This window comes from Streptomyces sp. GQFP (assembly GCF_021545335.1).
Classification (GTDB): Bacteria; Actinomycetota; Actinomycetes; order Streptomycetales; family Streptomycetaceae; genus Streptomyces.
The window spans coordinates 2,882,412-2,907,776 of record NZ_CP089312.1 but is presented as its reverse complement, the minus strand read 5'-3'; the positions used below and the strand labels follow the sequence as shown (position 1 = coordinate 2,907,776).

At 71.5% G+C, this 25,365-nt stretch carries 17 protein-coding genes; 12 read left to right on the top strand and 5 right to left on the bottom strand.

The window, feature by feature from the left end:
• Positions 1-2 precede the first annotated feature (2 nt).
• Genes LUX31_RS12595 through LUX31_RS12585 form a run of 3 tightly spaced genes read left to right on the top strand, consistent with a single transcriptional unit; the run spans position 3 to position 3,219 of the window.
• Complete coding sequence (locus LUX31_RS12595) at positions 3-836, top strand: alpha/beta fold hydrolase (protein ID WP_235474866.1); 834 nt, start codon at positions 3-5, stop codon at positions 834-836.
• Entirely contained in the window at positions 833-2,038 is a 1,206-nt protein-coding gene (locus LUX31_RS12590; RefSeq protein WP_235474865.1) for a glycosyltransferase, read from the top strand. The genes LUX31_RS12595 and LUX31_RS12590 overlap by 4 nt, the downstream gene beginning before the upstream one ends.
• 23 nt (positions 2,039-2,061) lie before the next feature.
• On the top strand, positions 2,062-3,219 hold the full coding sequence (locus tag LUX31_RS12585; RefSeq protein WP_235474864.1) for a class I SAM-dependent methyltransferase: 1,158 nt from the start codon (positions 2,062-2,064) through the stop codon (positions 3,217-3,219).
• Between the two features lie 363 nt (positions 3,220-3,582).
• Here LUX31_RS12585 and LUX31_RS12580 read toward each other — a convergent pair whose 3' ends face one another.
• Positions 3,583-4,494, bottom strand: coding sequence for a lysylphosphatidylglycerol synthase transmembrane domain-containing protein (locus tag LUX31_RS12580; RefSeq protein WP_443045951.1), 912 nt, complete (start codon positions 4,492-4,494; stop codon positions 3,583-3,585).
• Positions 4,495-4,964: 470 nt separating this feature from the next.
• Here LUX31_RS12580 and LUX31_RS12575 point away from each other — a divergent pair, with 470 nt between their 5' ends.
• Genes LUX31_RS12575 through LUX31_RS12560 form a run of 4 tightly spaced genes read left to right on the top strand, consistent with a single transcriptional unit; the run spans position 4,965 to position 13,622 of the window.
• On the top strand, positions 4,965-6,701 hold the full coding sequence (locus LUX31_RS12575) for a TIGR02677 family protein (protein WP_235474862.1): 1,737 nt from the start codon (positions 4,965-4,967) through the stop codon (positions 6,699-6,701).
• Positions 6,701-8,089, top strand: coding sequence for a TIGR02678 family protein (locus tag LUX31_RS12570; RefSeq protein ID WP_235474861.1), 1,389 nt, complete (start codon positions 6,701-6,703; stop codon positions 8,087-8,089). The genes LUX31_RS12575 and LUX31_RS12570 overlap by 1 nt, the downstream gene beginning before the upstream one ends.
• Positions 8,086-12,294, top strand: a complete 4,209-nt coding sequence (locus LUX31_RS12565) for a TIGR02680 family protein (RefSeq protein WP_235474860.1) — start codon at positions 8,086-8,088, stop codon at positions 12,292-12,294. Before LUX31_RS12570 ends, LUX31_RS12565 begins: the two co-directional genes overlap by 4 nt.
• Positions 12,291-13,622 (top strand): TIGR02679 family protein, encoded by a 1,332-nt coding sequence (locus LUX31_RS12560; protein ID WP_235474859.1) that lies wholly within the window; start codon positions 12,291-12,293, stop codon positions 13,620-13,622. The genes LUX31_RS12565 and LUX31_RS12560 overlap by 4 nt, the downstream gene beginning before the upstream one ends.
• An 11-nt stretch (positions 13,623-13,633) precedes the next feature.
• On the opposite strand, the gene LUX31_RS12555 is transcribed toward LUX31_RS12560, so the two are convergent.
• Together LUX31_RS12555 and LUX31_RS12550 are read right to left on the bottom strand one after the other, a co-directional pair.
• On the bottom strand, positions 13,634-15,082 hold the full coding sequence (locus tag LUX31_RS12555; protein WP_235474858.1) for an ATP-binding protein: 1,449 nt from the start codon (positions 15,080-15,082) through the stop codon (positions 13,634-13,636).
• Between the two features lie 78 nt (positions 15,083-15,160).
• Positions 15,161-15,904: a Mut7-C ubiquitin/RNAse domain-containing protein gene (locus LUX31_RS12550; RefSeq protein WP_235474857.1), complete on the bottom strand. Its 744-nt coding sequence runs from the start codon at positions 15,902-15,904 to the stop codon at positions 15,161-15,163.
• A gap of 101 nt (positions 15,905-16,005) precedes the next feature.
• Here LUX31_RS12550 and LUX31_RS12545 point away from each other — a divergent pair, with 101 nt between their 5' ends.
• From LUX31_RS12545 to LUX31_RS12525, 5 genes are all read left to right on the top strand, one after another.
• Positions 16,006-17,529 carry a serine/threonine-protein kinase gene (locus LUX31_RS12545; protein ID WP_235474856.1) on the top strand — a complete coding sequence of 508 codons (1,524 nt, stop codon included), beginning with the start codon at positions 16,006-16,008 and terminating at the stop codon, positions 17,527-17,529.
• Positions 17,530-17,599: 70 nt separating this feature from the next.
• Positions 17,600-20,404, top strand: a complete 2,805-nt coding sequence (locus tag LUX31_RS12540) for a SpoIIE family protein phosphatase (RefSeq protein ID WP_235474855.1) — start codon at positions 17,600-17,602, stop codon at positions 20,402-20,404.
• Positions 20,405-20,749: 345 nt separating this feature from the next.
• Positions 20,750-21,706, top strand: coding sequence for an amino acid ABC transporter permease (locus LUX31_RS12535; protein WP_235474854.1), 957 nt, complete (start codon positions 20,750-20,752; stop codon positions 21,704-21,706).
• On the top strand, positions 21,703-22,467 hold the full coding sequence (locus tag LUX31_RS12530) for an amino acid ABC transporter ATP-binding protein (protein ID WP_328285650.1): 765 nt from the start codon (positions 21,703-21,705) through the stop codon (positions 22,465-22,467). Before LUX31_RS12535 ends, LUX31_RS12530 begins: the two co-directional genes overlap by 4 nt.
• Positions 22,468-22,514: 47 nt before the next feature.
• Entirely contained in the window at positions 22,515-23,504 is a 990-nt protein-coding gene (locus LUX31_RS12525) for an ABC transporter substrate-binding protein (protein ID WP_235474853.1), read from the top strand.
• 42 nt (positions 23,505-23,546) lie between these two features.
• On the opposite strand, the gene LUX31_RS12520 is transcribed toward LUX31_RS12525, so the two are convergent.
• Positions 23,547-24,476: a carbohydrate ABC transporter permease gene (locus tag LUX31_RS12520; RefSeq protein WP_235474852.1), complete on the bottom strand. Its 930-nt coding sequence runs from the start codon at positions 24,474-24,476 to the stop codon at positions 23,547-23,549.
• A complete protein-coding gene (locus LUX31_RS12515; RefSeq protein ID WP_235474851.1) occupies positions 24,476-25,360 on the bottom strand; it encodes a carbohydrate ABC transporter permease in 885 nt (294 codons plus the stop codon). The genes LUX31_RS12520 and LUX31_RS12515 overlap by 1 nt, the downstream gene beginning before the upstream one ends.
• Positions 25,361-25,365 lie beyond the last annotated feature (5 nt).

Here is a 25,365-nt window from a genome sequence, read left to right as displayed (position 1 = left end):
CCATGGCGATCGTCGACATCGGGGACGGCCTGCGACTGCACGCCCAGCGCATCGGGCCGCGCGGCGAACGGCCGGTCACCGCCACCGCCGTACTCGTGCACGGCCTGCTCACCGACAGCCTGGCCAGCTACTACTTCACCGTGGCACCGGCGTTCGCCGCCTCCGGCATCGACGTCGTCATGTACGACCTGCGCGGCCACGGCCGCTCCACCCGCCCCGCGACCGGCTACACCCTCGACGACAACATCGACGACCTGGAGGCACTCCTCGACCGGTTGGAGGTGACAGGCCCGGTCCATCTCGTCGGCAACTCCTACGGCGGGACAGTCGCGTTCGGCTACGCGGCCCGCCACCCCGAGCGCGCCGCCAGCGTCTCCCTCATCGAGTCGGAACCGGCAACTCCCGCCTGGGCGGGCAAACTCGACGGCATCCTCGGCCGGGTCATGCACGAACTCGCCCACAACGAGGCCGACGCCATCGCCTGGATCACCGCCAACCGCAGCCAGAACACCGCCCGGTTGGCCAAGGGCGCCGCCCGGCTGGCCCGCGAGACGACCCTCGCCCAGGACATCCCGGCCAGCCGCGTCCTGACGGAGACAGAGATAACGTCCGTACGCTGTCCGGTACTTGGTCTGTACGGGGGTGACTCCGACCTCGCCGAGCACGCGCCCTGGCTGGAGGCGCTGCTGCCCGACTGCCGGACCGTCGTCGTGCCGGGACACGAACACTCCGTGCTCGTCGAGGCGTCGGGGACCGTGGGCGGGCACATCCTGTCGCTCATCCATGGCTCCGCCGGTCCCGTTCCGGTCGAGCTGGCGGGGGCGGACGCGCGGTGAGCCGTTCCAGCTCCAGGTTCCTGTTCGTCGTGCCGCCGCTGGTCGGGCACATCAACCCGGCCGTCGGGGTGGCCGCCGAACTCGCCGCGCGCGGGCACGAGTCGGCCTGGGCGTGCGCCGATCCGGAGCTGGTGCGCAGGCTCGCCGGAGCGGACGCCACCGTCTTCCCGTGCGCGGGGCCCGTCCCCGGCTCGGGGGACGGTGTACGTCCGCCGGACCTGCGGGGACCCGAGGCGCTGAAGTTCCTCTGGGAACGCTTCCTCGCGCCGCTCGCCGAAGAGATGGCCCCCGGAGTCGCCGCCGCCGTGCGGGAGTTCGGGCCGGACGTCGTCGTCGCCGACCAACAGGCCCTGGCCGGAGGCCTCGTCGCCGAGCGGCTGGGTCTGCCCTGGGCCACCTCGGCCACCACCTCCGCCGAGTTCACCGACGTACTCTCCGGCATGCCCAAGGTCGAGGAGTGGCTGAACGAGCTGCTGGGCGGCCTCCGGGAACGGATCGGGAGCCCCGGTTCCGCCGATCCACGGTTCTCCCCGCACCTCGTACTCGCCTTCAGTACACCGGAGTTCGTCGGCCCGGAGGCTCGGATCGGCGACCAGATCCGCTACGTCGGCCCGTCCGTCGCCGACCGGCCCGCCCCGCCCGGCTTCCCCTGGGACTGGCTCGACCCCGCCCGCCCGACGGTCCTCGTCACCCTCGGCACCGCCAACACCGATGTCGGCGCACGGTTCCTGAGCGAGTGTCAGACGGCCGCACGCGAGCGGGCGGACCGGACGCAGACGGTCATCGTCGACCCGGCAGGAGCACTCGACAGTGCCGGGGAGGACAAGGGCGTCCTGATCGTGCCCTCCGTCCCCCAACTCCCGCTTCTCGAACGGGTCGACGCCGTCGTCTGCCATGCCGGGCACAACACCGTGTGCGAGGCGCTCTGGCACGGGGTGCCGCTCGTCGTCGCGCCCATCCGGGACGACCAGCCCGTGGTCGCCGGTCAGGTCGTCGAGGCCGGGGCGGGCATCCGGGTGCGGTTCGGGCGGGTCACCGCGCCGAAACTGGGCGCCGCGATCGACGCCGTACTGCACGAGCCCGGTTACCGCTTCGCCGCGGGCCGGATCCGTACCGCGTTCCGGGCCGCCGGGGGTGCCTCCACGGCGGCCGCCCATCTTGAGCGACTCGCCATCGGCGCGCCCGCCCAGAAGACGGCCTGAGACGGCATGAAGGAGACGACGGCATGAGCGACGACGAGCACGAGCCACAGACCGAGGGCAAGTCCGACGCCAAGGCCGACGGCACGGGCAAGAGCAAGGCCGACGGCACGGGCAAGAGCAAGGGCGATGACAAGGCGGAGCAGGTCGCAGCCCTCCGGCCCACCTACCAGGCCGACCTGGCGTTCGGCCTCGACCGCTTCTTCGAACCCCCGCGCACCACCTGCCCCTGGTGCGGCTCGGCCCGCCTGGAGACGCGCCTTCGGACCACCGACCTGCTCCAGCACAAGCCCGGACGGTTCGTGCTCGACCGCTGCCAGGACTGCCGGCACACCTTCCAGAACCCCCGGCTCAGCGCCGCCGGGCTGGAGTTCTACTACCGCGACTTCTACGACGGACTCGGCGAGAAGCAGCTCGGCAACACCTTCGCGGGCCGCACGAAGATGTACGAGCAGCGGGCCCGCGCCCTGCTCCCCTTCGATGACGCGCCGAAGACCTGGCTCGACGTCGGCACCGGCCACGGCCACTTCTGCGAGGCCGCCCGGAACGTCCACACCGGTACGACCTTCGACGGGCTCGACTTCACCGACGGCGCGGAGCTCGCCGAGCGGGCGGGTCGGGTGGAGCGCGGCTACCGGGGAAGCTTCACGGAACTGGCCCCCGAACTGGCCGCCCGTTACGACGTCGTCAGCATGTTCCACTACCTGGAGCACAGCACGGAACCCCCGCTGGAGCTGGAGGCCGCCCGGCAGGCGATCCGACCCGGCGGCCACGTGGTGATCGAGGTCCCCGACCCGGACAGCCGGTACGCCCGTCTCCTCGGCCGCTGGTGGCTGCCCTGGCTCCAGCCCCAGCACCTGCACTTCGTCCCCGTCGACAACCTCCGGCAACGCCTCACCGACCTGGGCTTCACGGTCGTCCTGGAGCAGCACGCGGAGCCGCACGACCCGGTGGACCTGCTCGCCGCAGTCTGGCTGGCCCTGGACAACACGGCCCCGCGCGACAACCTCCCGTGGCTCCCCCAGCCCCCGAACGCCTGGCGCCGCACCCTACGCGGCCTCCTGCTGCTGGCCGGCGTCCCGCCCCTGATCCTGGCCACCCTCCTGGACCGCTTCGCCGTCCGCCCACTCTCCCACCGCCTCGGCGTCTCCAACGCGTACCGCCTGGTGGCCCGCAGGGACTGAGAGCGGCGTACGCCACGAGGCTTGGCGCGTTACCGCGCCGGGCACGTCACGGCACCTGGATGAGTCACGGCGCCGGGCGCTTCGCCACACCCGAGTGAGTCACAGCACCCGGTGCGTCAGAGCACCTCGGCGGGTCCTAGGCACCGGGGTGCTTCACCGCACCGGGGTGGGTCACGGCACCTGGGTGGGTTCGCCCTCCCTGGCCGGTCATCGCACCGGCGTGGGTCACGGCACCGGGTGGGTCGGAGCACCTCGGCGCGTCACACCACCGCGTGCGTCACGCCACCGGGCGTGCCACCGTACCCAGGCGCGCCCCAGCACCGGGCGCATCACCACCGGGGTGCACCACAGCCCCCCGCCCCCTCACAACACCTTGTTCCGCACCAACAACGACAGCACCAGCGCCCCCGGCAGCAGCGGCAGCCAGACCGTCAGGACGCGGAAGCCGACGACCGTTGCGGCGGCCAGGGACAGGGGGGCGCCCAGGGCGGCCAGTGTGAAGACCAGGGCCGCGTCGACCGGGCCGATTCCGGCCGGGGCGGGTACGGCGCCGACCGCGGCGCTTGCGGCGAGGTAGGCGAAGAGGACGTCCGGCCAGGGGATCGGCAGGCCGAGCGAGGCTCCGACGCTGGCCAGTACCGCCGCCTGGCACAGGGAGAAGCCCGCGGCGCCGCCCCAGAGCGCGAGGACCCGGGCGGGCCGGGTGTGCAGCCGTCGCGCGTCGGTCAGGGCGGTGCGCAGACCGTCGAGCAGGGGGCGCCGCAGCGGACGTACGAGGGTCAGGAGCAGTGTCACGGCGACCACTGCGGCGACCACGCCCACGCCGATGGGCAGCAGGGTTCCGCCGTCCGGGAGGAGGTCGGTGGCGCCGAGGGACGTCGGAAAGGTGGCCAGCAGCGCGAGGATCACCAGGAGCTTCGCGACCGGTTTGACCAGGGAGTACAGGGCGAGGGATGCCGTGGCGCGGGTCAGTGGGATGCCTCGGCCCGTCAGGAAGCGGAGGGTGACCGCGTGGGCGCCCAGGCCGGCCGGCAGGACGTTGTTCGCGGCGCCCGCGGCGAACTGCGAGGCCAGCAGCAGACCGGGCGGCAGCCGCTCCGGGATCGCCCCCTGCCGGGCGAACGCGGCGGAGATCCAGCACAGCAGGGTGAACGCGCCCCCGATCGCCAGCCAGCCGGGGTCGGCGGTGGTGAGCTGTCGGGCCCCGTCGTGCAGCACGCGCCAGTTGTCCGCCGCCCAGATCCCGATGAGCAGGAGCGGCAGCAGACAGAGCACCCGGCGAGCGTGCCGGGCGCTGGGGAACCGTGAGGGGCGGGCAGCGGTGGGGGAGCGGTCCGTGGCGTCCTGGGGAGGGAGCGGGACCGTGGATGCGGGCGGGGCTATGGGGACTATCGGCAATGAGGACACAGCGCGCGTCGTCCTTCCGCGTGGCGCCCACGCGGAACGGGGCGAACGGGGGGAAATGAAGAGCGAAGCAAGCGGGACAGCGGGAGCGTGCCCAGTCCGCGTGACGGGGTGGTGTCCAGGAAGAGAAGGGGTGAGGGCGGACGGGCGACACAGATGATGCCTGAACCTTTTTGACTGAGTCTCCCCCCACCGCCCCTGATCGACGCCTCAATCGTGAGCCGTCTCACACGGGCGGGCCGGAGTGCGCCTGCTTCGCGCCGGTGCTTCATATGGGGCGGCCTCGCCTGATTTCTCCGACTGTCACCGGAGTGTCAGAGGTGGTCCGTACGCTCGTCGGTATGGAGGGGAACGAGCTGCACGGGGAGCAAGGGCAGGAGCCCGGCGCCGGCGCGTGGCAGCGGCTGAGCGCGTACGGCTATCTCAGCGCGCCCGAGCGACTGGAGTACGTCGCGGTGATGCGAGTGTTCTGCGGCACGCTGCTCGCGGATCTGTCCATCCCCGATGTGCTCGCCAAACTGGGCCGGGCCGGCGGACCGGGGGCGGCGATCGACGCCGAGACACTCACCGCCCGGCTCGAGCAGCTGGTGCGCTGGGGCAATCTGCTGCGCAGCACGCACACGGTCAGGGCGATGAGCATCGCCGAGTACCAGCGCTCCCGGTCCCGTTACCAGTTGACCAAGCTGGGGGAGCGGGTGCAGCGTGACGCCGACGAGGTGCTGGCCGGGGCGGACGCCGCGCGCGAGGTGAGCAGCGAGTTGCTCGCCCTCGTCGACCGTGGGCTGCGCGAGATCGTCGCGCTGGCCACGGCGCCGGGCGGCGCGGATCCGCAGCAGGCGCTGGAGCGGATCAGCACCCTGTTCGTCCAGTTCGCCGAATTCGCCGAGTCGGTACGGGACTTCTACGCCTACCTGGGCCAGGTCCTGGCCCGCTACGACCTCGACGGAGCCGAGTACCAGGGCTTCAAGGAACTGCTGCTCGACTACGTGGAGGCCATCACCGAGGACGTCTCCTTCAGGGCCCCGCGCATCGCCACCCACCTGGACGCCCTCTGGCCGCGGCTGCCCGAGCTGCTCGCCCGTGTCGACGGCCACGCGGCGGGTATCGGGGCGCTCGCCGACGGGCTGCCCGAGACTCGCGTACAGCGCAGCCGGGGGCGGGACCTGGCGGACTGGGAGGGGCTGCGGGACTGGTTCACCGACAGCGGCGGGCACGAACACGGGCTCCTGCACGGCAGCCAGGTGGACCAGCTCCGGGACGCCACCCTGCGCGCCCTCCAGTCACTGCTCGCCAACGCCAAGCGCATGCTGCGCTCCGCCTCCGGCGAGATGTCGCGCCGCAAGGACCTGCTGCGCCTCGCGGCCTGGTTCGACGCCGCGGAGCCCGCGGAGGCCCACGACCTCGCGGTCGCCGCCTTCGGGCTCTACGGGGCACGGCACCTCGGCGTGGCACCGGACCCGGACCAGACCGTGCCTGCGTACGTGAGCTGGTGGACGGGGCCCGTCGTGGACGTGCCGGTGGCGTTGCGCGAGCGGGGGAGCAGGGCCCCGCGCGGACGTGCGGCGGCGGCCGAGGACCACGCCGAGCAGAAGCGGCGCCTGATGGCGGAGGCCCGGGAGGAGGCCGAGGCCAGGCGGGCGGCGGCCGACGAGCTGCGCAGCGCGTCGGGCAGGTTCGACCAGGTGAGACTCGGCGCCCCGGCCATGCGGCTGCTGCTGGAGCTCCTCACCGCGGCCCTCGGCAACGCCCAGCTGCACAAGGGCGACACAGGAGACCACGGAGACCAGGGAGGCAATGCCCCTGACGGTTTCCTGCTCGACGGCGCGCACGCGAGCGACGCGGACCTCGGCATCCGGCTGACCGTATGGCGCACCTCGGGCCGGCACACGGTCCTGCGGTCCGTGGACGGCGACCTGACCGCGGACGACCTCACCCTGGCCGTCGAGCACGTCTCGGCAGTCCAGGGTCCCTCGGCGGTCCAGGGTCCCTCGGCAGCCCAGGGCCCCTCGGCGGTCCGGAACGACTCGGCAGTCCGGAGCGACTCGGCACCCGCCGCCGCCGAGGAAGCGAGCGCCTGATGCCCCTGCCCTCCGCGCACGACGTCGCCCTCGCCGCCGAGCGCCGCACTGCCGCCCGGCTCCTCCTGGCCCACCCTCTGGTCACCGCCACCGGGCCGCACAGCGACACCTTCCCCCTGGTCAGGCGTCACGCCGACTGGCTCGCCCAGCGCTTCCAACAGGTCTTCGGATACCGGCTGCTGGTGGAGGCCACGTACGCCCGTCTCTTCAAGGCGGGCCTCGGCCCGGACTCGGGTCACCGCCTCGAACGTCCGTCGACCGGAACGCCGTTCACCCCACGGACGTACACCTATCTGGCCCTCGCCCTGTCGGTCCTCGTCACCGCACCCGAACAGCTCCTGCTCTCCCAGCTCGTCGCCGATCTGCGGGCCGCGGCCGTCGACGCCGGGATCGAGATCACCGACACCGGGCGGCAGGCCGAGCGCCGGACACTCGCCGCCGCGCTGCGCCAACTCGTCGACTGGGGTGTGCTGGTGGAGACCGAGGGCCATGTCTCGGCCGTCGCCGAGGAACAGGGCGAGGGACGGAGCGGGGAACAGGCCGGAGAGGCGCTGCTGACCGTGGACCGGGAGATCGCGCGGGCAGTCGTCGCAGGCCCGCTCGCCCAGAGCCGCGACGGTGCGGACCTCGTACGCCGGGCCGCGGACCCCGGTTTCGGCGGGCCGCGTACGTACGTCCGCAGGCGCCTGGTCGAAACCCCCGTCGTTCTCCTCGACGACCTCACCGACGCCGAGCGCGAATGGCTGCGCACCCGGCAGCGCCGCGAGGCCCAGGCGTTCTCCGAACTGCTGGGTCTGGAGGCCGAGATCCGCGCCGAGGGCATCGCCCTCATCGACCCGGACGCCGAACTCACCGACCTGCATCTCCCCGGCACGGGCACGGTGGCTCAAGCCGCGCTGCTCCTCGTGGCACGGCTGGCCGACCGGCTGCGCCCCGTCGGCCCCGGGCACCCGGCGGTGGGCGGGCGGCTGGTGATCGGCGTACCCGTCCCGGAGGGGCTGCTGCCCGGACTGCTCGACGAACTGATCGAGGAGTACGGCAAACGAGCCAACTGGATGCGTGGCCACCTGGAGGACCGGGACGGATTCCTCGCCGCCGTCCTCGACCTCCTGGCCAGGATGCGCCTGATGGCACCGGCCGGCCCGGTCCGCGCGGACGGCCACGGCGTGCCCGAGGGCTACGAGGAGACGGTCACCGACGGCCGTTCCGTCACGGACGTTTCCGGGGCACGTGGCCAACAGCGTGGTGGCGGCTGGGTGTTGCTCGCCGCCGCGGCCCGGTACGCCACCACGGTCGAGGTCAAGCCCCGTTCAGAACAGTTCCCCACGAACGATTCCCCCACGAACGATTCCCCCACGAACGGAATTCTCAAGGAGCCGCCCCGATGAGCCGCGCTGCCGCCCACCACCGGAACCGGTACCGCCTGCACCGCGCCGGTATCCGCAACGTCTGGCAGTACGACGAGCAGGAGTTCGCCTTCGGCGAGGGCCGGCTGCTGCTGCGCGGCAAGAACGGCGCGGGCAAGTCCAAGGCCCTGGAGATGCTGCTGCCGTACCTCCTCGACGGCGACGCCCGTGCCCTGGACGCCACCGGCACCGGCCGCACCTCCCTCCTCTGGCTGATGCTCGACGGCTTCGAACAGACCAACCGGCTGGGCTATCTCTGGGTGGAGTTCGTCCGGACGGACGAGGAGGGCGACGACCACCACCTCACCCTCGGAGCGGCCGTCCGGGCGTCCCGCTCGACCAGGACGGCGAAGCCCTTCTTCTTCGTGACCCCGCTCCGGGTCGGTGCCGATCTGGACCTGGCCCCGGCCGGCCAGCCGCTCCCCGTCGACCGGCTCAAGTCCCTCGTCGGCCCGGAGAACGTCACCGACCGGGCTGTCGAACACCGGGCCAGGGCCGCCCGTGAACTGTTCGGCCTGAGCGATCCGGCGCGCTACCGCAACCTCCTGCACCTCCTCCACCGGCTGCGCCGCCCCACCATCGGCGACCGCATCGACTCCGGAGGACTGGTCTCCGTCCTCGCCGAGACGCTGCCCGCCCTCGACGACGAGGTCGTGGAGAAGGTGGCCCGCAACCTCGACGACCTCGACGCCGTACGGGCCGACCTGGGCCGGCTGGAACGCACCGACCAGGCGCTGCGCACCTTCCTCACCGCCTACCGCGGCTATCTCCACGGCGCGTTGCGTCGCCGCGCCGACCGGGCGAACGGCGAACTGGAGCGACTCGCGGAGTACCGCAGGGCCGCGGGCAACGCGGCGCGCAAGGCGCAGGAACTCCGGCAGACGGAGGACGAACTCGGCGCCCGTACCGAGTCGTTGGAGGAGGAGCGGGTCGCCGCCGAAACGGACCTCGCGGCGCTGCACGCCAGCACCGGATACCGCAGCCTCACGGAACTCGCCGAGAAACGCGCCACCGTCACCGCCCTGCACAGCGCGGCCACCACCGCCTTCAAGTCCGTACGCCAGGCGCACAGCAACCAGGAGGAGGCGGCGCGCCGGCTCACCGAGGAGGCCCGGCGGCTCGGCGCCGACCTGGTCGAACTGAGCACGGCACACGGCGAGTTGGTACGTGAGGCCGAACGGTCCGGACTCGACCCCGTGCACCTGGGGGAGCCCGTCGCCACCCGCGCCACGCCGGTCGCGCCCGCGACGACGGCCGAACTGACCTCCCCGGACGGCGACTTCCACCTCGTACACCACCCCGAGGCGCTGGCGATCGACACCGAGCCGTGCACGACCGCGCTGCACGCCTGGGACGCCCAACTCGACGCCGTGCGGCCGGTGATCAGGAACCGGGCCCGGACCGTGACCGAACTGGGCATGCTGATCGAGCAGTCGGGCCGAGCCCAGGCCGAGGCGCACGAGGCCGACGCGGCGAGCGAGCGACTAGAGGAACAGGCGGAACACGCGCGCGCCCGGACCGAGGAGCGCCGTCGGGAGACAGCGGCCGAGGGAGCCTCGTACGCCGATGCGGCGAAGGCGTGGACCGAGAGGCTGCGCAGCCTCACCGGGGTGCCCCTGGACGCCGTACTCACCCTGCTCGCACACGACCCGGTGGACGGCCCGCTGCCCGCGCAGGCCCCCGACGAGGTGGCCGACGCGGCCAGGACGGCCGTCGACCCGTGGCTGGCGGATCTCGGCGAGGAACGCGACACCGTCGCCGTCACGCTCCACGGACTGACGGCAGACCGCGACCGTCTCAGGGGTGAGCGCGAGGAGTGGGAACGTCGTACCGACCCCGAGCCACCGGCCCCGCCCCACCGCGCGGCGCCCCGTACCCCCGGCACCGGCGCACCCTTGTACCGCCTCGTGGACTTCGCCCCCGACCTGCCGCCGGACGCGCGAGCGGGCCTGGAAGCCGCGCTGGAGGCGAGCGGCCTGCTCGACGCCTGGGTCCGCGCGGACGGCACGGTGGTGGACCGGGCGACGCGGGACACCCTCCTGGTGCCGGGCGCGGCACTGTCCGGACCCACGCTCGCCCGGGCGCTGCGGCCGGTCGCCGCGCCGGACAGCGGGGTGACGGTGGAGCAGGTCGAATGGGTGCTGGCGGCGGTGGCACTGGTGGAGGACGCGGCGGAGGGAGGGACGGGCGCGCACACCGTCATCGGCACGGACGGCTCATGGCGGCTCGGCATCGCGCGCGGGCGTCACGCCAAGGAGGCCGCCGAGTACGTCGGAGCGGAGGTGCGGGCGGAGACGCGGCGCCGGAAGCTGGCCGAACTGGACGCTCGACTAGCCGTGATCCAAGGTGAGTCGGCGGAGCTCGAACGTCACTTGCGCATGCTGACCGAGCATCGTGATCAGGCCGCCGACACCCTGCGCAGGCCGCCCCCGGCACGCCGGCTGACGGACGCGTGGGCCCGTACCGCCGAGGCCGACCGCGTCGCAGAGTCCCTCGCCGGGCAGGCGGCCACGGCCGCGCGCGAGGCGGAGCAGGCACGGGCCCGAGCGGTCGCGGCCCGCAGGGAGGCGGAGGCGACGGCGAGCGCCCACGCACTCCCGGCGGACCCGGCCGCACTCGACACGGTCCGCCTGGCCCTGAACCGCCTGGGACAGGGCACGGAGCAGTTGCGGCGGAGGGTCCGCGCGGTCGTCTCCACCACCGACGGCCACCGCGCCGGCCGGACGGACTACGAGCGCGCCGAGTCGGCGGGCAGAGAAGCCGAGTCCGACTACGCCGCGCCGCTCGGCCGCCTGGAGGCCGCCCGCCGCACGGTCCGGGGCCTGGAGGAGGCCCTCGGCGCCACGGAGCAGGAGATCCTCGCCCGCGAAGCAGCGACGAAGCGCCGCCTGGACACGGTAGGACGCCAACTCCCGGGAGCACGGCGCGACTTGGCCGACGTCCACGACAAGCGCGTACGAGCGGAAGAGGAGGAGAGGACGCGGCGCGAGAGCCTGGCGGCACAGGAGGAAGAGGCGCTGACCTGCGGCAGACGACTGCGGACGGCCCTCTCGTTGCCGGGGGTGACCGGGGGTGCGGCTCTGGAGGGGGAGGAGGACAGCGAGGAGGACGGCGAGGGTGTCGCCGCCCTGAAGCCGTCGGACCCGGTCCATGACGACGTACGGGAACGCATCAAGGCACTGCACCTGCTGGTCGACGCGGTGCTGGCCCGCCTGGACCCTGAACGCCGTGACATCACGGACACGACACTCCTCAACCGCCACACCGAACTGCGCGACCAGCTCTCCGGAGGCTATGACGCGACGATCGAGGAACACGACGGCATCAAGCTCTGCAAGCTCGTCGACGACCACGGCCCGCAGGACATCGCCACGGTCGGCGAACGCATCGCGTCCCAGGCGGCCGACGCCCGCAACCGACTCACCGAACGCGAACGCGAGGTCTTCCAGCGCTTCCTGACGGGCGAGTTGGGCGACCACCTCTCCACCCAGGTGCTGGCGGCGGGCGCCCTGGTAGGGGCTCTGAACACCACCTTGTCCACGGTCCGTACGTCACACGGTCTCGGCGTGACGCTCGACTGGAAACTGGCCGACGGCGTGGAAGCGGACGTCAAGGCGGCCGTGGATCTCCTCCGCAGTCCGTCGGGCCTGCGCACCCGCGACGAGTCCGAGCAACTCCGCGACGTCCTCCAGCGCCGTATCGAGGACGCCCGCCGCGCCGACCCGGCCGCGGGCTACGCCGCGCACCTCCGTACCGCCCTCGACTACCGCGACTGGTTCACGTTCACACCGTGGGTGGTGGACGACGCGGCACCGTCGTCCCGCCGTAAGCTCTCGGGCCGAACGGGCATGAGCCAGGGCGAACAACGGGTCCTGTCCTACCTGGTCCTCTTCGCGGCAGCGGCGGCCCACTTCACCAGCCTCGCCGAATCCGCCCCGCACGCTCCCCGGCTGATCCTCCTCGACGACGCCTTCGCGAAGGTCGACGAGCCCACCCACGCCCGCCTCGGCCGCATCCTCGTCGACCTGGACCTCGACTTCGTCCTGACCAGCGAACGCCTGATCGGCAACTGGCCCGACGTACCGTCCCTGCACATCTACGAATGCCTGCGCGACCCGCACGTACGGGGCGTGGCCACGCTCCACTACACGTGGAACGGGCGGCAACGGAGACTGGTGTCGGTATGACGAAGGCCGAAGAGGCGGGTGAACTGCCGCTGGACGGGGCGGGTGAACCGCCCCTGACCGCAGAGGCGTTCACGTTCCTCACCCGCCCGGGCCTGACCCGCCTCTGGACGGCGGCACGCACCCGCCTCGAACGCAACGGCCTCCGGCCCACCGGCACGATCCGCCTCCAGCACCTGGACGGGGCGGAGCGGGAAGCCCTGTCCCTGCTCCTGGCCAAGCCGGTGACCGGCGCCACGGCCACGGTCCGCCTGCCGGACCTGGACACCCGTCTCCGGTCGAGTGCGGTCGGCCGGGACCTGACGGCGACGCTGACGGCCCTGGGCCCACCCCTGACCGACCGGCGAGCGGCCCGCGACGCGGCAGCGGCCGAACGCTCACACCTGTGGTCCACGGCAGCGGCGACGCTGGCCTCGACACCCCTGTCCGCCCACCCCTGGGCCGCCCAATGGCTGGAGGAGATACGCCGGTCCGGCACGCTGACCCGCCAGCCGTCCGCCATCGCGCTCACCACGGCGACCCAGGCCATCCAGACCCTCGCGACCCTCTACCCGGACAGGCGGCCGGACCCCACCCCCGCCACCTGGGGCCGGGGTGAACTGGCCACCCGCACCACAGGCTCGGCCCACGGCCTGGACGACGGCACCCTGCTGTCCCGACTGGTCCTGCGCGGCATAGCCCTGGCACAGGGGATGGACTCCCCGACGGACGCCCCGGGCCGCCGAGCCCTGTGGCGCCGGGCCTCGGTCACCCCCGACGAGGTCTCCAGCACGGTCCTGACGTACGGCCTGCGCCCGAGAGGCGGCACCTGGCAGGAGGCGTCCCTGCGCGAACGCGCCGCCCACGCCATGGAGACCCACCTGACACTCCGCGAACTACGGGGCCTGCACCTGGAGTTGCCCCAGGGCACCCGCATCCACGTCTGCGAGAACCCGCGCGTGGTGGAGGCGGCGGCGGACGCCGGCCGCGATGCCGCCCTGGTGTGTACGTCGGGGAGCGCGTCGACGGTGGTCCTCACGCTGCTGGACGCGCTGGCGGCGGCGGGCTGCGTTTTCGCGTACCACGGGGACTTCGACTGGGCGGGGATCGTGCTGGCCAACCGGATGATGCGGCGGTACGAGGCCGACCCCTGGCGTATGACGGCAGCGGACTACGAGTACCTCGCGACCCGCACACAACTCCACGGGACCCCGCCCCTCGCCCTGGCAGGCCCGCCCGTCGAGGCCTCCTGGGACTCGGAACTGGCCCCGGCCATGGAGGCGTTGGGGGTGGCACTGCACGAGGAGGCGGCGCTCGATCTTCTTCTGGAAGACCTGGAGGACCTGGAGTGAGGGGAGGGAGTTCACACAGCGGAGCCCCAGGCCTCCATCAGCCGCTCGGGCCCGTACGTCGCCGCCGGCCCGCCCGCCGTGAATCCGGAGCGGGACACCGCGATCAGCGGAGTGTCGTCGTCGGCACCGGGTACGGCCACGGCGTCACGGGCCAGCGCGGCCAGGGCGCGATGGTCGAAGGAGCCGCGCTCGTGCCACTTGATCGAGCCGACGAACCCGATCTCGCGGGCCGGTGACGACCGGTCCGCCCCCACAAGATCCACCTCGGGATTGTTCGTACGAGGCCACCAGCCGCCCACTTCCCGCACCTGTGGCCACGTGTCGTCGGGGAGCAGCCGGGCCAGCGACTCCCTCACGACTGGTTCGATCGCCCGACCACGCCATGAGGTCCATCCGCGTTCGACTGTCTCGGCCACGATCCGGCCGCGCCCACGCTCGATCTCCGGGATCCCCTGCTCCAGGAAGGCGAGCCAGAAACGGAGGTAGGGATCGGCGACGCGGTAGCGGCGGTCGCGGTCTCCTGGGCGGGTGGAGAGAGGGGTGTCGGCAGCGACGAGTCCTTTGTCCGCGAGAGTGCGCAGGGCGGGGTTGAGCGAGCCGGGCGGGAGCGGCCGGTCCGCCGCCCCTGCCTTCGCGGCGATCGTGCCGAAGGTCCGCTCACCGCTGCCGATCACGGAGAGCACGTGCCTGGCCTGGAGGGCGGTCGGGAACTCGGCGGCCAGTATCCGCTCACCGGAGACGAGCAGGGGAGAGGTGGGATCGCCGAGGGTACGGGCGAGGAAGTCGACGCGGTTCTCACCTTCCTGCCACTCCTGGCAGACGAGCGGCAGACCGCCGGTGATCAGGTGGGCGTCGAAGGCGTCCGCGGCGGGGAGCCCGGTCATCGCCATGACCTCGGAGGGGGAGAGAGGCGCCAGTACCATCTCGACACCTCGCTGATGGAAGGGGCGGCCGTAGGCGGAGAGCTGCTCCATCATGGCCAGATCACTGCCGATGAGGATGAGCAGCACGGGTTTCCGGCTCAGTACGCGGTCCCACACGGTCTGCAGGGTGCCCTCCAGGACCGGGTCGCCCTCGAGCATCCAGGGCAGCTCGTCGAGTACGACGATGCTGGGGGCGTCGTCCGGGAGCACCACGGCGAGCTGACGAAGTGCCGTGTCCCATTCGGCGACGGTCGTGACACCGGCGAGAAGCGCGGTGTCGGGCAGTGCGGAGTGCCGGGCCTCGGAGAGGAATCGGGCCCGTTCCCGGTGGGCGTCCTCACCCCGGGTGGCCTGGTGCACCACGTACGGCACCTGCGCGCGCTCACAGAAGAGGTCCACCAGCCGCGACTTCCCGACCCGACGCCGGCCTCGAAGCAGCAGGGCGCGGCCGCGCTGGTCGCCCCGACCGTCACGCACCCAGGAGAGGTGGCGCTCCAGGGCCGCCAGCTCGGATTTGCGGCCTACGAAGCCTGGCATGGGTCACCTTCCGAGTTTGCTCGCACTGAACATACTCAAGTGAACCATAGTATGGAGAATCAGAGTAATGAAGCGATCTCACTGAGTGATGGGTTGGGCCCCGCCGAACTCCCGCATCGCCCCCTCGACGATCGCCTCCAGCCGCGCGTGGTGCGCGCCCCGCCAGTACAGGCGCTCGCAGTCCACGCACTGCGCGAACACGTCGTACGTCCGTCGCGTCCCGTGCTCCAGCCGCTCCCCGACGGTCTCCTTGTCGGCCTGCTCCAGCCGTCCGTTGCAGGCCGTGCACCGGGTCCAGGGGGCGAGTCGGGGCGCGAACCGGTCCAGTACGTCCCGCAGTTGGTCGTCCGGGCGGTCGCTGTAGACGTACGCGCCCGCCCACAGCTCCCGGCGCCGCAGCAGACCCCGGTCCCGTGACAGCAGCACGCGCCGTTCCGCCGCCGACAGCGCGGCCAGCGCCGGATCGCCGATGTCCTCGCTCTCGTACGAGGCATCCACGCCGAGGAGGCGCAGCCGACGGGCGAGCGTGCCCAGATGCACGTCGAGCAGGAACCGGAGAGGCGCCCCCGGGACCCGCTGCGGTCGGACGACGGCGGCGACCTCCACCGTCTCGCCCGCGACCGGCACATGGGACACCGGCATCTCCCGGCCGTCGACCAGCAGCCGCCCGGCCTCGGTGAGCGGCACGCCCAGCGACTCCACCACGTGCCCGAGCGAGGACGACCCGTCGGTGACCACGGTCGTGCGCCCCGCACGCCGCTCCGCCGGGACGAAAAGCCGCAGCTCAGGGGCGAAACTGATCACGATCTCCGGTCTGCTCACCTGATCAGCATGTCATCGACCAGACCGGGAGCGCCCGGGACTTTCCGGTGCACTACTCTCGGCGCTCTCAACACGCCTCGCTGGTGGGGGAGTACGGCAACATGCAGTTCGAACGTACGGGCGTGCCCGGTTACGAGGTCGTCGAGGTTCTCGGGCAGGGCGGCTTCGCCACCGTGTACCGGGCCCGCCAACTGGCCGTGGGCCGCGAGGTCGCCCTCAAGATGGACAGCCGCGTCCTGGCCACCGACCGCGACCGGCAGCGCTTCCTGCGCGAGGTCACGGCGGCCGGTCAGCTCTCCGGCCACCCGCATGTGGTCGCGGTGTACGACGCCGGGGTGCTCGACAACGGCCGCCCGTACATGGTCCTGGAGCTGTGCCCCGGCGGCTCGCTCGGCGACCGGCTCCACCAGCACGGCCCGCTCCCGGCCGCCGCGGCACGGGACATCGGCGTACGCATCGCCGACGCCCTGGCCGCCGCCCACGCCGGCGGCGTACTGCACCGCGACATCAAGCCCGGCAACATCATGATCGACCGGTACGGCAATGTCGGCCTCGCCGACTTCGGGCTGGCCGCGATGCCCCGCCCCGGGCAGGAACTGTCGGTCACCCGGGAGGCGTTGACCCCGGCGTTCGCCCCGCCGGAGGCGTTCCGGCTGGCCGAGCCCACCCCCGCCGGGGACGTGTACTCCCTCGCCGCGACGATCTACGCCCTCGTCCACGGCAGGCCCCCGCACTTCCCGGCGGAGGGCAGCCTCGGCATCGCGGAGGTCATCGTCCGGCACGACTGGCCCCTGCCGGACCTCCCCGGAGTGAGCCCGCGCCTCACCGATGTACTCCGCCACGCCATGGCCCCGGCCCCGGCCGACCGGCTGCCGAGCGCGGCGGCACTCAGGGACGCGCTGGCCGCCGTAGACCTGGAGGAGGAGGCCCCGGGCGCCCGCATCCCCACCTTCGCCCCCACCGTCCCGCAGCCCGCCGCCCCGCCCACCACCGTCCCGCAGTCCGCCGCCGCCGAGCGCAAGAAGAAGGGGCGGCTGCGGGTGTCCGTCGCGGTCGTGGGGGTGGTCGTCGTCGGAACGGGCGGGACGGTGGCGTACCAGTACCTGCCGCCGTCGACCTCCGACTCCAAGGCGTCCACCGCCGGACCCTCCGCCTCCCCCTCCGCCACGGGCGCCCAGGCCGGGAACGCCGGATTCGGTGTGCCGACGACGACCGAGGACTGTCCGGCGGCCGGTGTCGAGGGCGTGGGCGGCCGCTGCACCACGACCGCCGAATGCTGGGGCGGCATGGTCGTCACCGTCGGCATCGTCGCCGTGAACCGCTCCGACTGTCTGGTGTCGCACCCGTGGGAGACCTTCGCGATAGCCCCGCTCCCGTCCGACGGGATGACCAACAACCAGAAGGAACTGATCAACCACCCGGACGTGATCAAACTCTGCTCCCGCGAGGTCCTCGCCGCGTCCAGACAGAGCGACAAGGCCCTCGCCATCGACCCCGCCCGCTGGACCATTGATGTACTCCCGCCCACCGCGACCCAGTACGCCGACGGACTGCGCGTCATGCGTTGCGTTGCCACGGTCACCGGCGAGGAGTCGACGGGGGCGTACTTCCGACCAAGGGCGTGAGGGCGCGATGCCGCTGTGATCCATACCACAGAAGGCTTGTGAGGACTACAGTGGAGAGCGCCTGAGGGAAGTGATCCCGTTGTCCGTCGCCTGGGACGCCATCGGTGGGCTGGTAGACGCCCATGAACGGTTTCTGGCCGGTGCGCGGGTCGACTCGGACGTCCGGGACTCGGTGCTCGACTCATGGAAGCGGTGCCGGTACGCCGGGGTCGAGCCGGACCGGCTGCTGATCCCGTACGCCCCCGACCTGGCGCTCGACCACCGGTTCCTGCATGCCGCCCGGCCCGTCCTGGAGCGCCTCACCGCATCGCTCGCCGAGCTGAACACGACCGTCGCGCTCTGCGACGCGCAGGCCAGGATGGTCGAGCGGTACGGCGGCGACCGCACACTCCGCGACCGCCTCGACGGCGTCAGCTTCGCCCCCGGGTTCGACGCCTCCGAACGGGCCGCCGGTACGAACGGTGTCGGCACCGCCCTCGCCGGGCGCAGCCCCGTCTACGTCGCGGGCCGTGAGCACTTCGCCGACTGTCTGCAACCGTTCGCCTGTGCGGGCGCCCCGATCCGCAACCCCCTCAGCGGCCGTATCGAGGCCGTCCTCGACCTGACCTGTCTGCACGACGACGGCGACCCCGCGATGATGCGGCTCGTACGGGAGGCCGCCCGGGACATCGAGACGCGGCTGCTGGAGCAGGCCACGGAGCGGGAGCGGGCGCTCCTCACCGCGTACCGCCGGGCCGACCACGGCACGCATACGAGCGGATGGCCGGCCCAGCCCCGCCATCCGTCCCAGGCCGAGTCCCGGTCCCCGTACCTGCCCGCGGACCACGGAGCCGCCCCCGACGGCGTCGTCCTCGGCCCGATCGACCTCGCGGTCCTGCGTGAGAAGGCCGAAGCCCTGATCGCCGCCCCGCACCGCACCCTCGACGAGGTCCTGCTGTCCGGCGGCCGTACCGCCACCCTGCTGCGCCGCCAGGTCGAGGGCGCGGCGGGCGAGACGGGAGTCGTCGTCGAGGCCCGGGTCCTCGGCGGCCCGCGACTGCGCCACACCCCGGTCGTGGATGTCCCGCCGGTGCCGCAGCCGGCCCGTAAGCCCCCCGTCGTCCTGCGCGCGGTCCCCGAAGCGCCCCCGGCGCCGGAACCAACCGACACCGACGCATGGCTGCTCCTTGTCGGTGAACCCGGCGTCGGGCGGCTCGCCGTACTGGCCCGCCGACGGCTGGAGTTGCTGCACGACGCAGGCGTCCGGATCGGCACCACCCTGGACGTCACCCGGACCGCCGAGGAACTCACACAGGTCGCCGTCCCCCGCTTCGCCGACTTCGCCGCCGTCGACCTGCCCGACTCCGTGCTCAGGGGTGAGGAACCGGGGCACCTGGGCGCCGACACCCCGCTGCGCCGGGTCGCGCTGGGCGCCGTGCACGACGAGTCGTGGCTGTACGGGGTCGGCGACGAGGTCAGGTACATCGCGTCCACCCCGCAGGCCCGCGCCTTGGAGAGCCGCAAGCCCGTCCTCGAACCGGAGCTGACAGTCGACGGCGGCTGGATCGCGCAGGATCCGGTACGGGGCGAACGAGTCCTGCGCGCGGGCATCCACTCCCTGATCACCGTGCCGCTGCGCGCCCGGGGTACGACCCTCGGCTCGGTCGGCTTCTACCGCTCCGAGCGGCCCGAACCCTTCGAGAACGACGACCTGTCCCTGGCCCAGGAACTGGCCGGACGCGCGGCGATCTGCATCGACAACGCCCGCCGCTACACCCGCGAACGCAACACCGCCCTCGCCCTCCAGCGCAGCCTGCTGCCCCGGGGCCGCTCCCAGCAGAACGCCGTCGAGGTCGCCTACCGCTATCTGCCCGCGCAGGCCGGCGTCGGCGGCGACTGGTTCGACGTCATCCCGCTGTCCGGCGCACGCGTGGCACTGGTCGTCGGCGACGTGGTCGGGCACGGGCTGCACGCCGCCGCGACGATGGGCCGGCTGCGCACCGCCGTGCACAACTTCTGCGCGCTGGACCTGGCCCCCGAGGAACTCCTCACCCACCTCGACGAGTTGGTCGGACGGCTGGACCGGGGCGAGGGCTGGGCCGTCGAGAACACCTACCAGGACTCGGGAATCATCGGCGCGACCTGTCTGTACGCCGTCTACGACCCGGTGTCCCGGCGCTGCACCCTCACCCGCGCCGGGCACCCGGTCCCCGCGGTCGTCGGCCCCGACGGCACCGTGGACTTCGTCGACCTGCCGCCGGGACCGCCGCTCGGACTCGGCGGGATGCCCTTCGAGACCGTCGAGCTGGAACTCGCCGAGGGCAGTCAACTCGTGCTCTACACCGACGGGTTGATCGAGGACCGGCTCCGGGACATCGACATCGGCCTGGACCGGCTCCGTACCGTCCTGGCCTGCGTCGGCCGGGCACCGGAGGACACCTGCGAGGCGGTCCTCGACGCCCTGCTGCCTGCCCGCCCGAGCGACGACGTGGCCCTGCTGGTCGCCCGTACCCACGCGTTGGGTCCTGACCAGGTCGCCCAGTGGCCGGTGCCGCGCGACCCGGCGTTCGTCTCGCACGCCCGCGCGGCCGTCATCGACCAGCTCACCGCCTGGGGCCTGGACGAACTGGCCTTCACCACCGAACTCGTGGCCAGCGAACTGATCACCAACGCCCTCCGGCACGCCACCGGCCCGGTCCAGCTCCGGCTGCTCCGCGACCGCGCGCTGATCTGCGAGGTCTCCGACGGCAGCAGCACCTCACCGCGACTGCGCCGCGCCCGCACCGAGGACGAGGGCGGCCGGGGCCTCTTCCTCGTCGCCCAGCTCACCGAACGCTGGGGCACCCGCTACACGGCCGACGGCAAGATCATCTGGACCGAACAGCCCCTGCCGTGACCCGATCCCAGGATCTGGTCCGGTTGTCCGGAATCCGGGCAATGGTTGACGTACGGCGGGCCGTACTGCTCAATTGTTCGCATGGATGCCCAGCAGCAGCGCTTGGTTACGCGCGGCCACATCGACCTCTGTCGAGTGTGCTCCGCCGCGTGTCGCGCCTGACCCGGCACCGGGCCGTCTGACCGGCCCTGGCTCTCCATCTCCCTTCTTCGCGCTCCTTCGCCCTCCTTCGCTTCCCCGCGCCTCCGCCACTCCTGACGAGCCGTCAACTGCGGCCGTACGCAGGGCTGTTCTGTCCTGCCCGGACGGCTCACCTCACCCCTCGACCCCGGACAGGAACCCACGATGGGCATCACCACCGACTCCACAGCCCCACCCGGGGACACCGAAACCCCACCCTCACCCCGTCCGGAGGACCCCGCCTCGCTAAAAGTCATCCCCGTCCGCCACTACGCCCGCTGGGCAGCCGCCGCCGCAGTAATCGTCCTGGCCGCCCAGTTCACGCACGGCCTGATCACCAACCCCGTCTGGGAATGGGGCGTCTTCGCCGACTACGTACTCTCCGAAACGATCGTCCAGGCAGTAGGCGTAACCCTCCAACTCGCCGCCTACGCAACAGTCTTGGGCTTCCTCCTCGGCGCCGTACTCGCCTTCATGCGCCTCTCCCGGAGCCCGGTCCTCCAGACCGTCGCCTGGACCTACATCTGGATCTTCCGGTCGATCCCGATGATCGTCCAGCTGGTCTTCTGGTTCAACCTCGGTGCCCTGTACGACCGCTTGGGCGTCGGCATCCCCTTCGGTCCGGTGTTCTGGTCCGTCGACAGCAACACCCTGATCGGCACGATCGGCGCCGCCATCATCGGACTGACGCTGCACCAGGCCGCGTACGCCGCCGAGATCGTCCGGGGCGGGGTCATCGCGGTCGACCACGGCCAGCTGGAGGCCGCCGCCGCGCTGGGCATCCCCCGACTCCGCCAGATCCGCCGGATCGTGCTCCCGCAGGCCATGCGCGCCATCCTCCCCACCGCGGGCAACGAGATCGTCGGCCTCCTCAAGGGCACCTCGGTGGTCTACGTGATGGCGATCGGCGAACTCTTCTACCAGGTCCAGGTGGTCTACGGCCGCAACGGCCGGGTGATCCCGCTGCTGCTGGTAGCCACCGCCTGGTACGTCGTCCTCACCTCCCTCCTGACGGTCGCCCAGTACTACGTGGAGCGCCACTACGCCCGGGGCGCCAACCGCACCCCTCCGCCCACCCCGCTCCAGCGCGTACGGCGCCACCTGGCGAAGGGAGTCTCATGAGTGCCGTCATGGTGGACGTCCGGGGCGTCCACAAGAGCTTCGGCCCGCTGGAAGTGCTGCGCGGCGTAGACCTCGAGGTCAGGGCCGGTGAGGTGACCATGATCCTCGGCCCGTCCGGCTCGGGCAAGTCCACCCTGCTGCGCACGATCAACCACCTGGAGAAGGTCAACCGCGGCTGGATCAGCATCGACGGCGAGCTGATCGGCTACCGCCGCTCCGGCGACAAGCTGCACGAGCTGCGCGAGAAGGACGTACTGAAGCAGCGCACCCACATCGGGTTCGTCTTCCAGAACTTCAACCTGTTCCCGCATCTCACCGTGCTGGAGAACCTCGTCGAGGCCCCCGTCTCCGCGCTGCGCCGCCCGCGCAAGGAGGCCGTGGCCACCGCCGAACGCCTCCTCGAACGCGTCGGTCTGACGGACAAGAAGGCCGCCTATCCACGCCAGTTGTCCGGCGGCCAGCAGCAGCGCGTCGCCATCGCCCGCGCACTCGCCCTCGAACCGAAGGTGCTCCTCTTCGACGAGCCCACCTCGGCCCTCGACCCGGAACTGGTCGGCGAAGTCCTCGACGTCATCAAGGACTTGGCCAGCACCGGCACCACCATGATCGTCGTGACCCACGAGATCGGCTTCGCCCGAGAGGTCGCCGACACCGTGGTGTTCATGGACGGCGGAGTCATCGTCGAACAGGGCACGCCCACGGCGGTCCTGGACGCCCCGCAGCACGAACGAACGCGCGCGTTCCTCTCCAAGGTCCTCTGAACCGCCCCTATTCGAACCGCATTGATATCCACTCAAGGAGTACGACCGTGTCCAACACCCTCGCCCGCCGATCCACCGCAGCCGCCCTGGGCCTCGCCTCCGCCCTGGTCCTCGCCGCCTGCGCGAACCCCTCGGACGGCGGGACCACCGAGGTCGCGGCCACGAAGGGCGCCGGCAGCGGTACGAAGATCAACCTGAGCCCCGACCAGAACCGTGTCACCACCGAGAAGGTCGACTCCATAGCCGCCCAACTGCCCGCGAAGATACGCGAGAGAGGGACCCTGGAGATCGTCTACTCCTCGGGCAGCGCAGCCCCGTTGGGCTTCTACGCCACCGACAACAAGACCAGGATCGGCGTCGAGTCCGACTTCGCGTACCTCGTCTCCGAAGTGCTCGGCCTCAAGCCGGACTTCAACACCGTCTCCTGGGAGAACATCTTCGTCGGCCTCGACAGCGCCAAGTACGACGTCGGCTTCAGCAACATCACTGTCACCGAGGAGCGCAAGGAGAAGTACGACTTCGCCACCTACCGCGAGGACAACCTCGGCTTTGAGGCGAAGAAGGGCAGCGGTCTGAAGATCACCGGGCCCGAGGACGTGGCGGGCAAGACCATCGCCGTGGGCAGCGGAACCAACCAGGAGAAGCTGCTCATCGAGTGGAGCAAGGAGGACGAGAAGGCCGGCCTCAAGCCGGTGGACATCAAGTACTACCAGAACGACAGCGACACCTATCTCGCCCTCCAGTCCGGCCGTATCGACCTCTACCTCGGCCCCAACCCGACCGCCGCCTACCACGCGGCCACCACCGGGAAGACGGAGGTCGTCGGCACCTACTCCGGCGCCGGCGCCACCCTCCAGGGCCTCATCGCGGCCACCACGAAGAAGGACAGCGGGCTGGTGAAGCCGCTCGCCGCCGCGATCAACGAGATCATCGAGAACGGCACGTACGCCAAGGTGCTGGAGCGCTGGGGCCTGTCCGACGAGGCCGTGACCAAGTCGGAGATCAACCCGCCGGGACTGCCGAAGACGAACAAGTAGCCCGGGGAAGAAGAGGAGCTCTCAAGTGGCCCTCGACCAGGGTCACTTGAGGGCCCCCATGGTGACCCCCGTACGCCAGTACCGACGCATCGCCACCATCATGATCGCCATCGGGATGATGGAGAGCAGCGCACCGGTCAGGACCAGGCTGGTGAGGTCGACACCGGACTCCGCACGCTTGCCCGACCAGTTGTACAGGCCCAGGTTGAGCGTCCAGTTCTCCTCGCCGCGCAGAACCGTCAGCGGCAGGAAGAAGGCGTTCCAGGTGTTGACGAAGGCCAGCAGGAAGACGGTCGCGCCGCCCGTCGTCATCATCCGCAGCACGATGCTGAAGAAGATCCGCAGCTCCCCGGCGCCGTCGATACGGGCCGCCTCCAGGAGTTCGAAGGGGATCGTCGCCTCGACGTACACCTTGGCGAGGTACACGCTGAACGGGTTGATCAGGCAGGGGATCAGCATCGCCCACGGGGTGTCGACCAGCCCGATCTCCGAGAACAGCAGATACAGCGGCAGCGTGAGCAGCGCGATCGGGATCAGGAACGAGCCGACGACGGCCGCGAACACCGCACCGCGCCCGGGGAAGTCGAAGCGGGCCAGGCCGTAGCCGGTCGCGAGGGCGATCAGCGTGCCGCCGAGGGAGCCGACACCGGCGTACAGGAACGAGTTGGCCGTCCAGCGCAGGAAGATGCCGTCCTCGTAGGTGAACACCTGATGCAGGTTGTCCCAGAGGTGCCAGCCGGAGAACCACAGGCCGTTGGACTGGTAGAGGCCCGTACGGTCCTTGGTGGCGGCGATGATCAGCCAGTACACCGGGAACAGGCTGTACACGCTGGCCAGTACGAGACCGACCAGCACGAACCGCTGACCGCCGCGTGAACGCGCCCTGGGATCAGGCCGGCCCAGGCGCCGCGCGGCAGGAGCCTGGGACGACTGCTTAGAGGAGTCGGCGGTGTTGGTCGTCGTGGCCGCCATCAGTCGGTCTCCTTCGAGGTCAGCCGGTAGAAGAGGAAGGAGGCGACGCCGAGGATCAGCGCGAGCAGGACCGAAAGGGCGGCGGCGTAGTGGTAGTTGCCGGCGTTGAACGCCTGGTTGTAGATGATCATGATGGGCGTGAAGCTGTCGTCGACCGTCTGCGGGGTGATGTTCCGGAACAGCGCGGGCTCGTTGAAGAGCTGCAGCATCTGGATGATCGAGAGCATGCCGGTCAGCACCAACGCCCCCCGTACGAACGGGATCTTGATGCTCGTCGCGATCCGCCACTCGGTCGCGCCGTCAAGGCGCGCGGCCTCGAACAGCTCACGCGGAACGCCCTGCAGCGCCGCGTAGATGATGACCATGTTGTAGCCGATGCCGTGCCAGGTCAGCAGGTTGCCGATGGACGGCCACACCATTGAGGGCGCGAAGAAGTTCCAGTCGAGCCCGAAGAGGTGGCCGAGCGGGGTGAGCGGGCCGACGTCCGGGCTGTAGAGGTTGATCCAGACGATCGCGGCGACCACACCCGGAATCATGTACGGCACCAGCAGCATGACGCGGAACCGGCCGGCCGCCTTGGCCGTGAGCGCGTCCAGGAACAGCGCCAGGACCAGGCTGATCACCAGCATGACCGGGATCTGCACGAAGGCGAACAGCACCACCCGCAGCACGGAACCCATGAACTTCGGGTCCGTCAGGCCCTGTTGGTAGTTGTCGAGGCCGGAGAACTCGTCGGTGGTGCCGCCCAGGCCGAGACCGGAGGACTGCGACCGGTACAGCGACTGGTAGACGGCGTACCCGATCGGCAGCAGATAGAGGAAGACGAAGCCGAGCTGGAAGGGCACCGTGAACGCGGCACCCTTCCAGCGCAGTGAACGAATCATCGGGA

Coding starts and splice junctions, on each gene's coding strand:
- LUX31_RS12530 (WP_328285650.1), top strand. CDS start 21,703: ATGAGTGCCGTCATGGTGGACGTCCGGGGCGTCCACAAGAGCTTCGGC.
- LUX31_RS12585 (WP_235474864.1), top strand. CDS start 2,062: ATGAGCGACGACGAGCACGAGCCACAGACCGAGGGCAAGTCCGACGCC.
- LUX31_RS12570 (WP_235474861.1), top strand. CDS start 6,701: ATGCCCCTGCCCTCCGCGCACGACGTCGCCCTCGCCGCCGAGCGCCGC.
- LUX31_RS12545 (WP_235474856.1), top strand. CDS start 16,006: ATGCAGTTCGAACGTACGGGCGTGCCCGGTTACGAGGTCGTCGAGGTT.
- LUX31_RS12560 (WP_235474859.1), top strand. CDS start 12,291: ATGACGAAGGCCGAAGAGGCGGGTGAACTGCCGCTGGACGGGGCGGGT.
- LUX31_RS12575 (WP_235474862.1), top strand. CDS start 4,965: ATGGAGGGGAACGAGCTGCACGGGGAGCAAGGGCAGGAGCCCGGCGCC.
- LUX31_RS12515 (WP_235474851.1), bottom strand. CDS start 25,360: ATGATTCGTTCACTGCGCTGGAAGGGTGCCGCGTTCACGGTGCCCTTC.
- LUX31_RS12535 (WP_235474854.1), top strand. CDS start 20,750: ATGGGCATCACCACCGACTCCACAGCCCCACCCGGGGACACCGAAACC.
- LUX31_RS12595 (WP_235474866.1), top strand. CDS start 3: ATGGCGATCGTCGACATCGGGGACGGCCTGCGACTGCACGCCCAGCGC.
- LUX31_RS12520 (WP_235474852.1), bottom strand. CDS start 24,476: ATGGCGGCCACGACGACCAACACCGCCGACTCCTCTAAGCAGTCGTCC.
- LUX31_RS12555 (WP_235474858.1), bottom strand. CDS start 15,082: ATGCCAGGCTTCGTAGGCCGCAAATCCGAGCTGGCGGCCCTGGAGCGC.
- LUX31_RS12565 (WP_235474860.1), top strand. CDS start 8,086: ATGAGCCGCGCTGCCGCCCACCACCGGAACCGGTACCGCCTGCACCGC.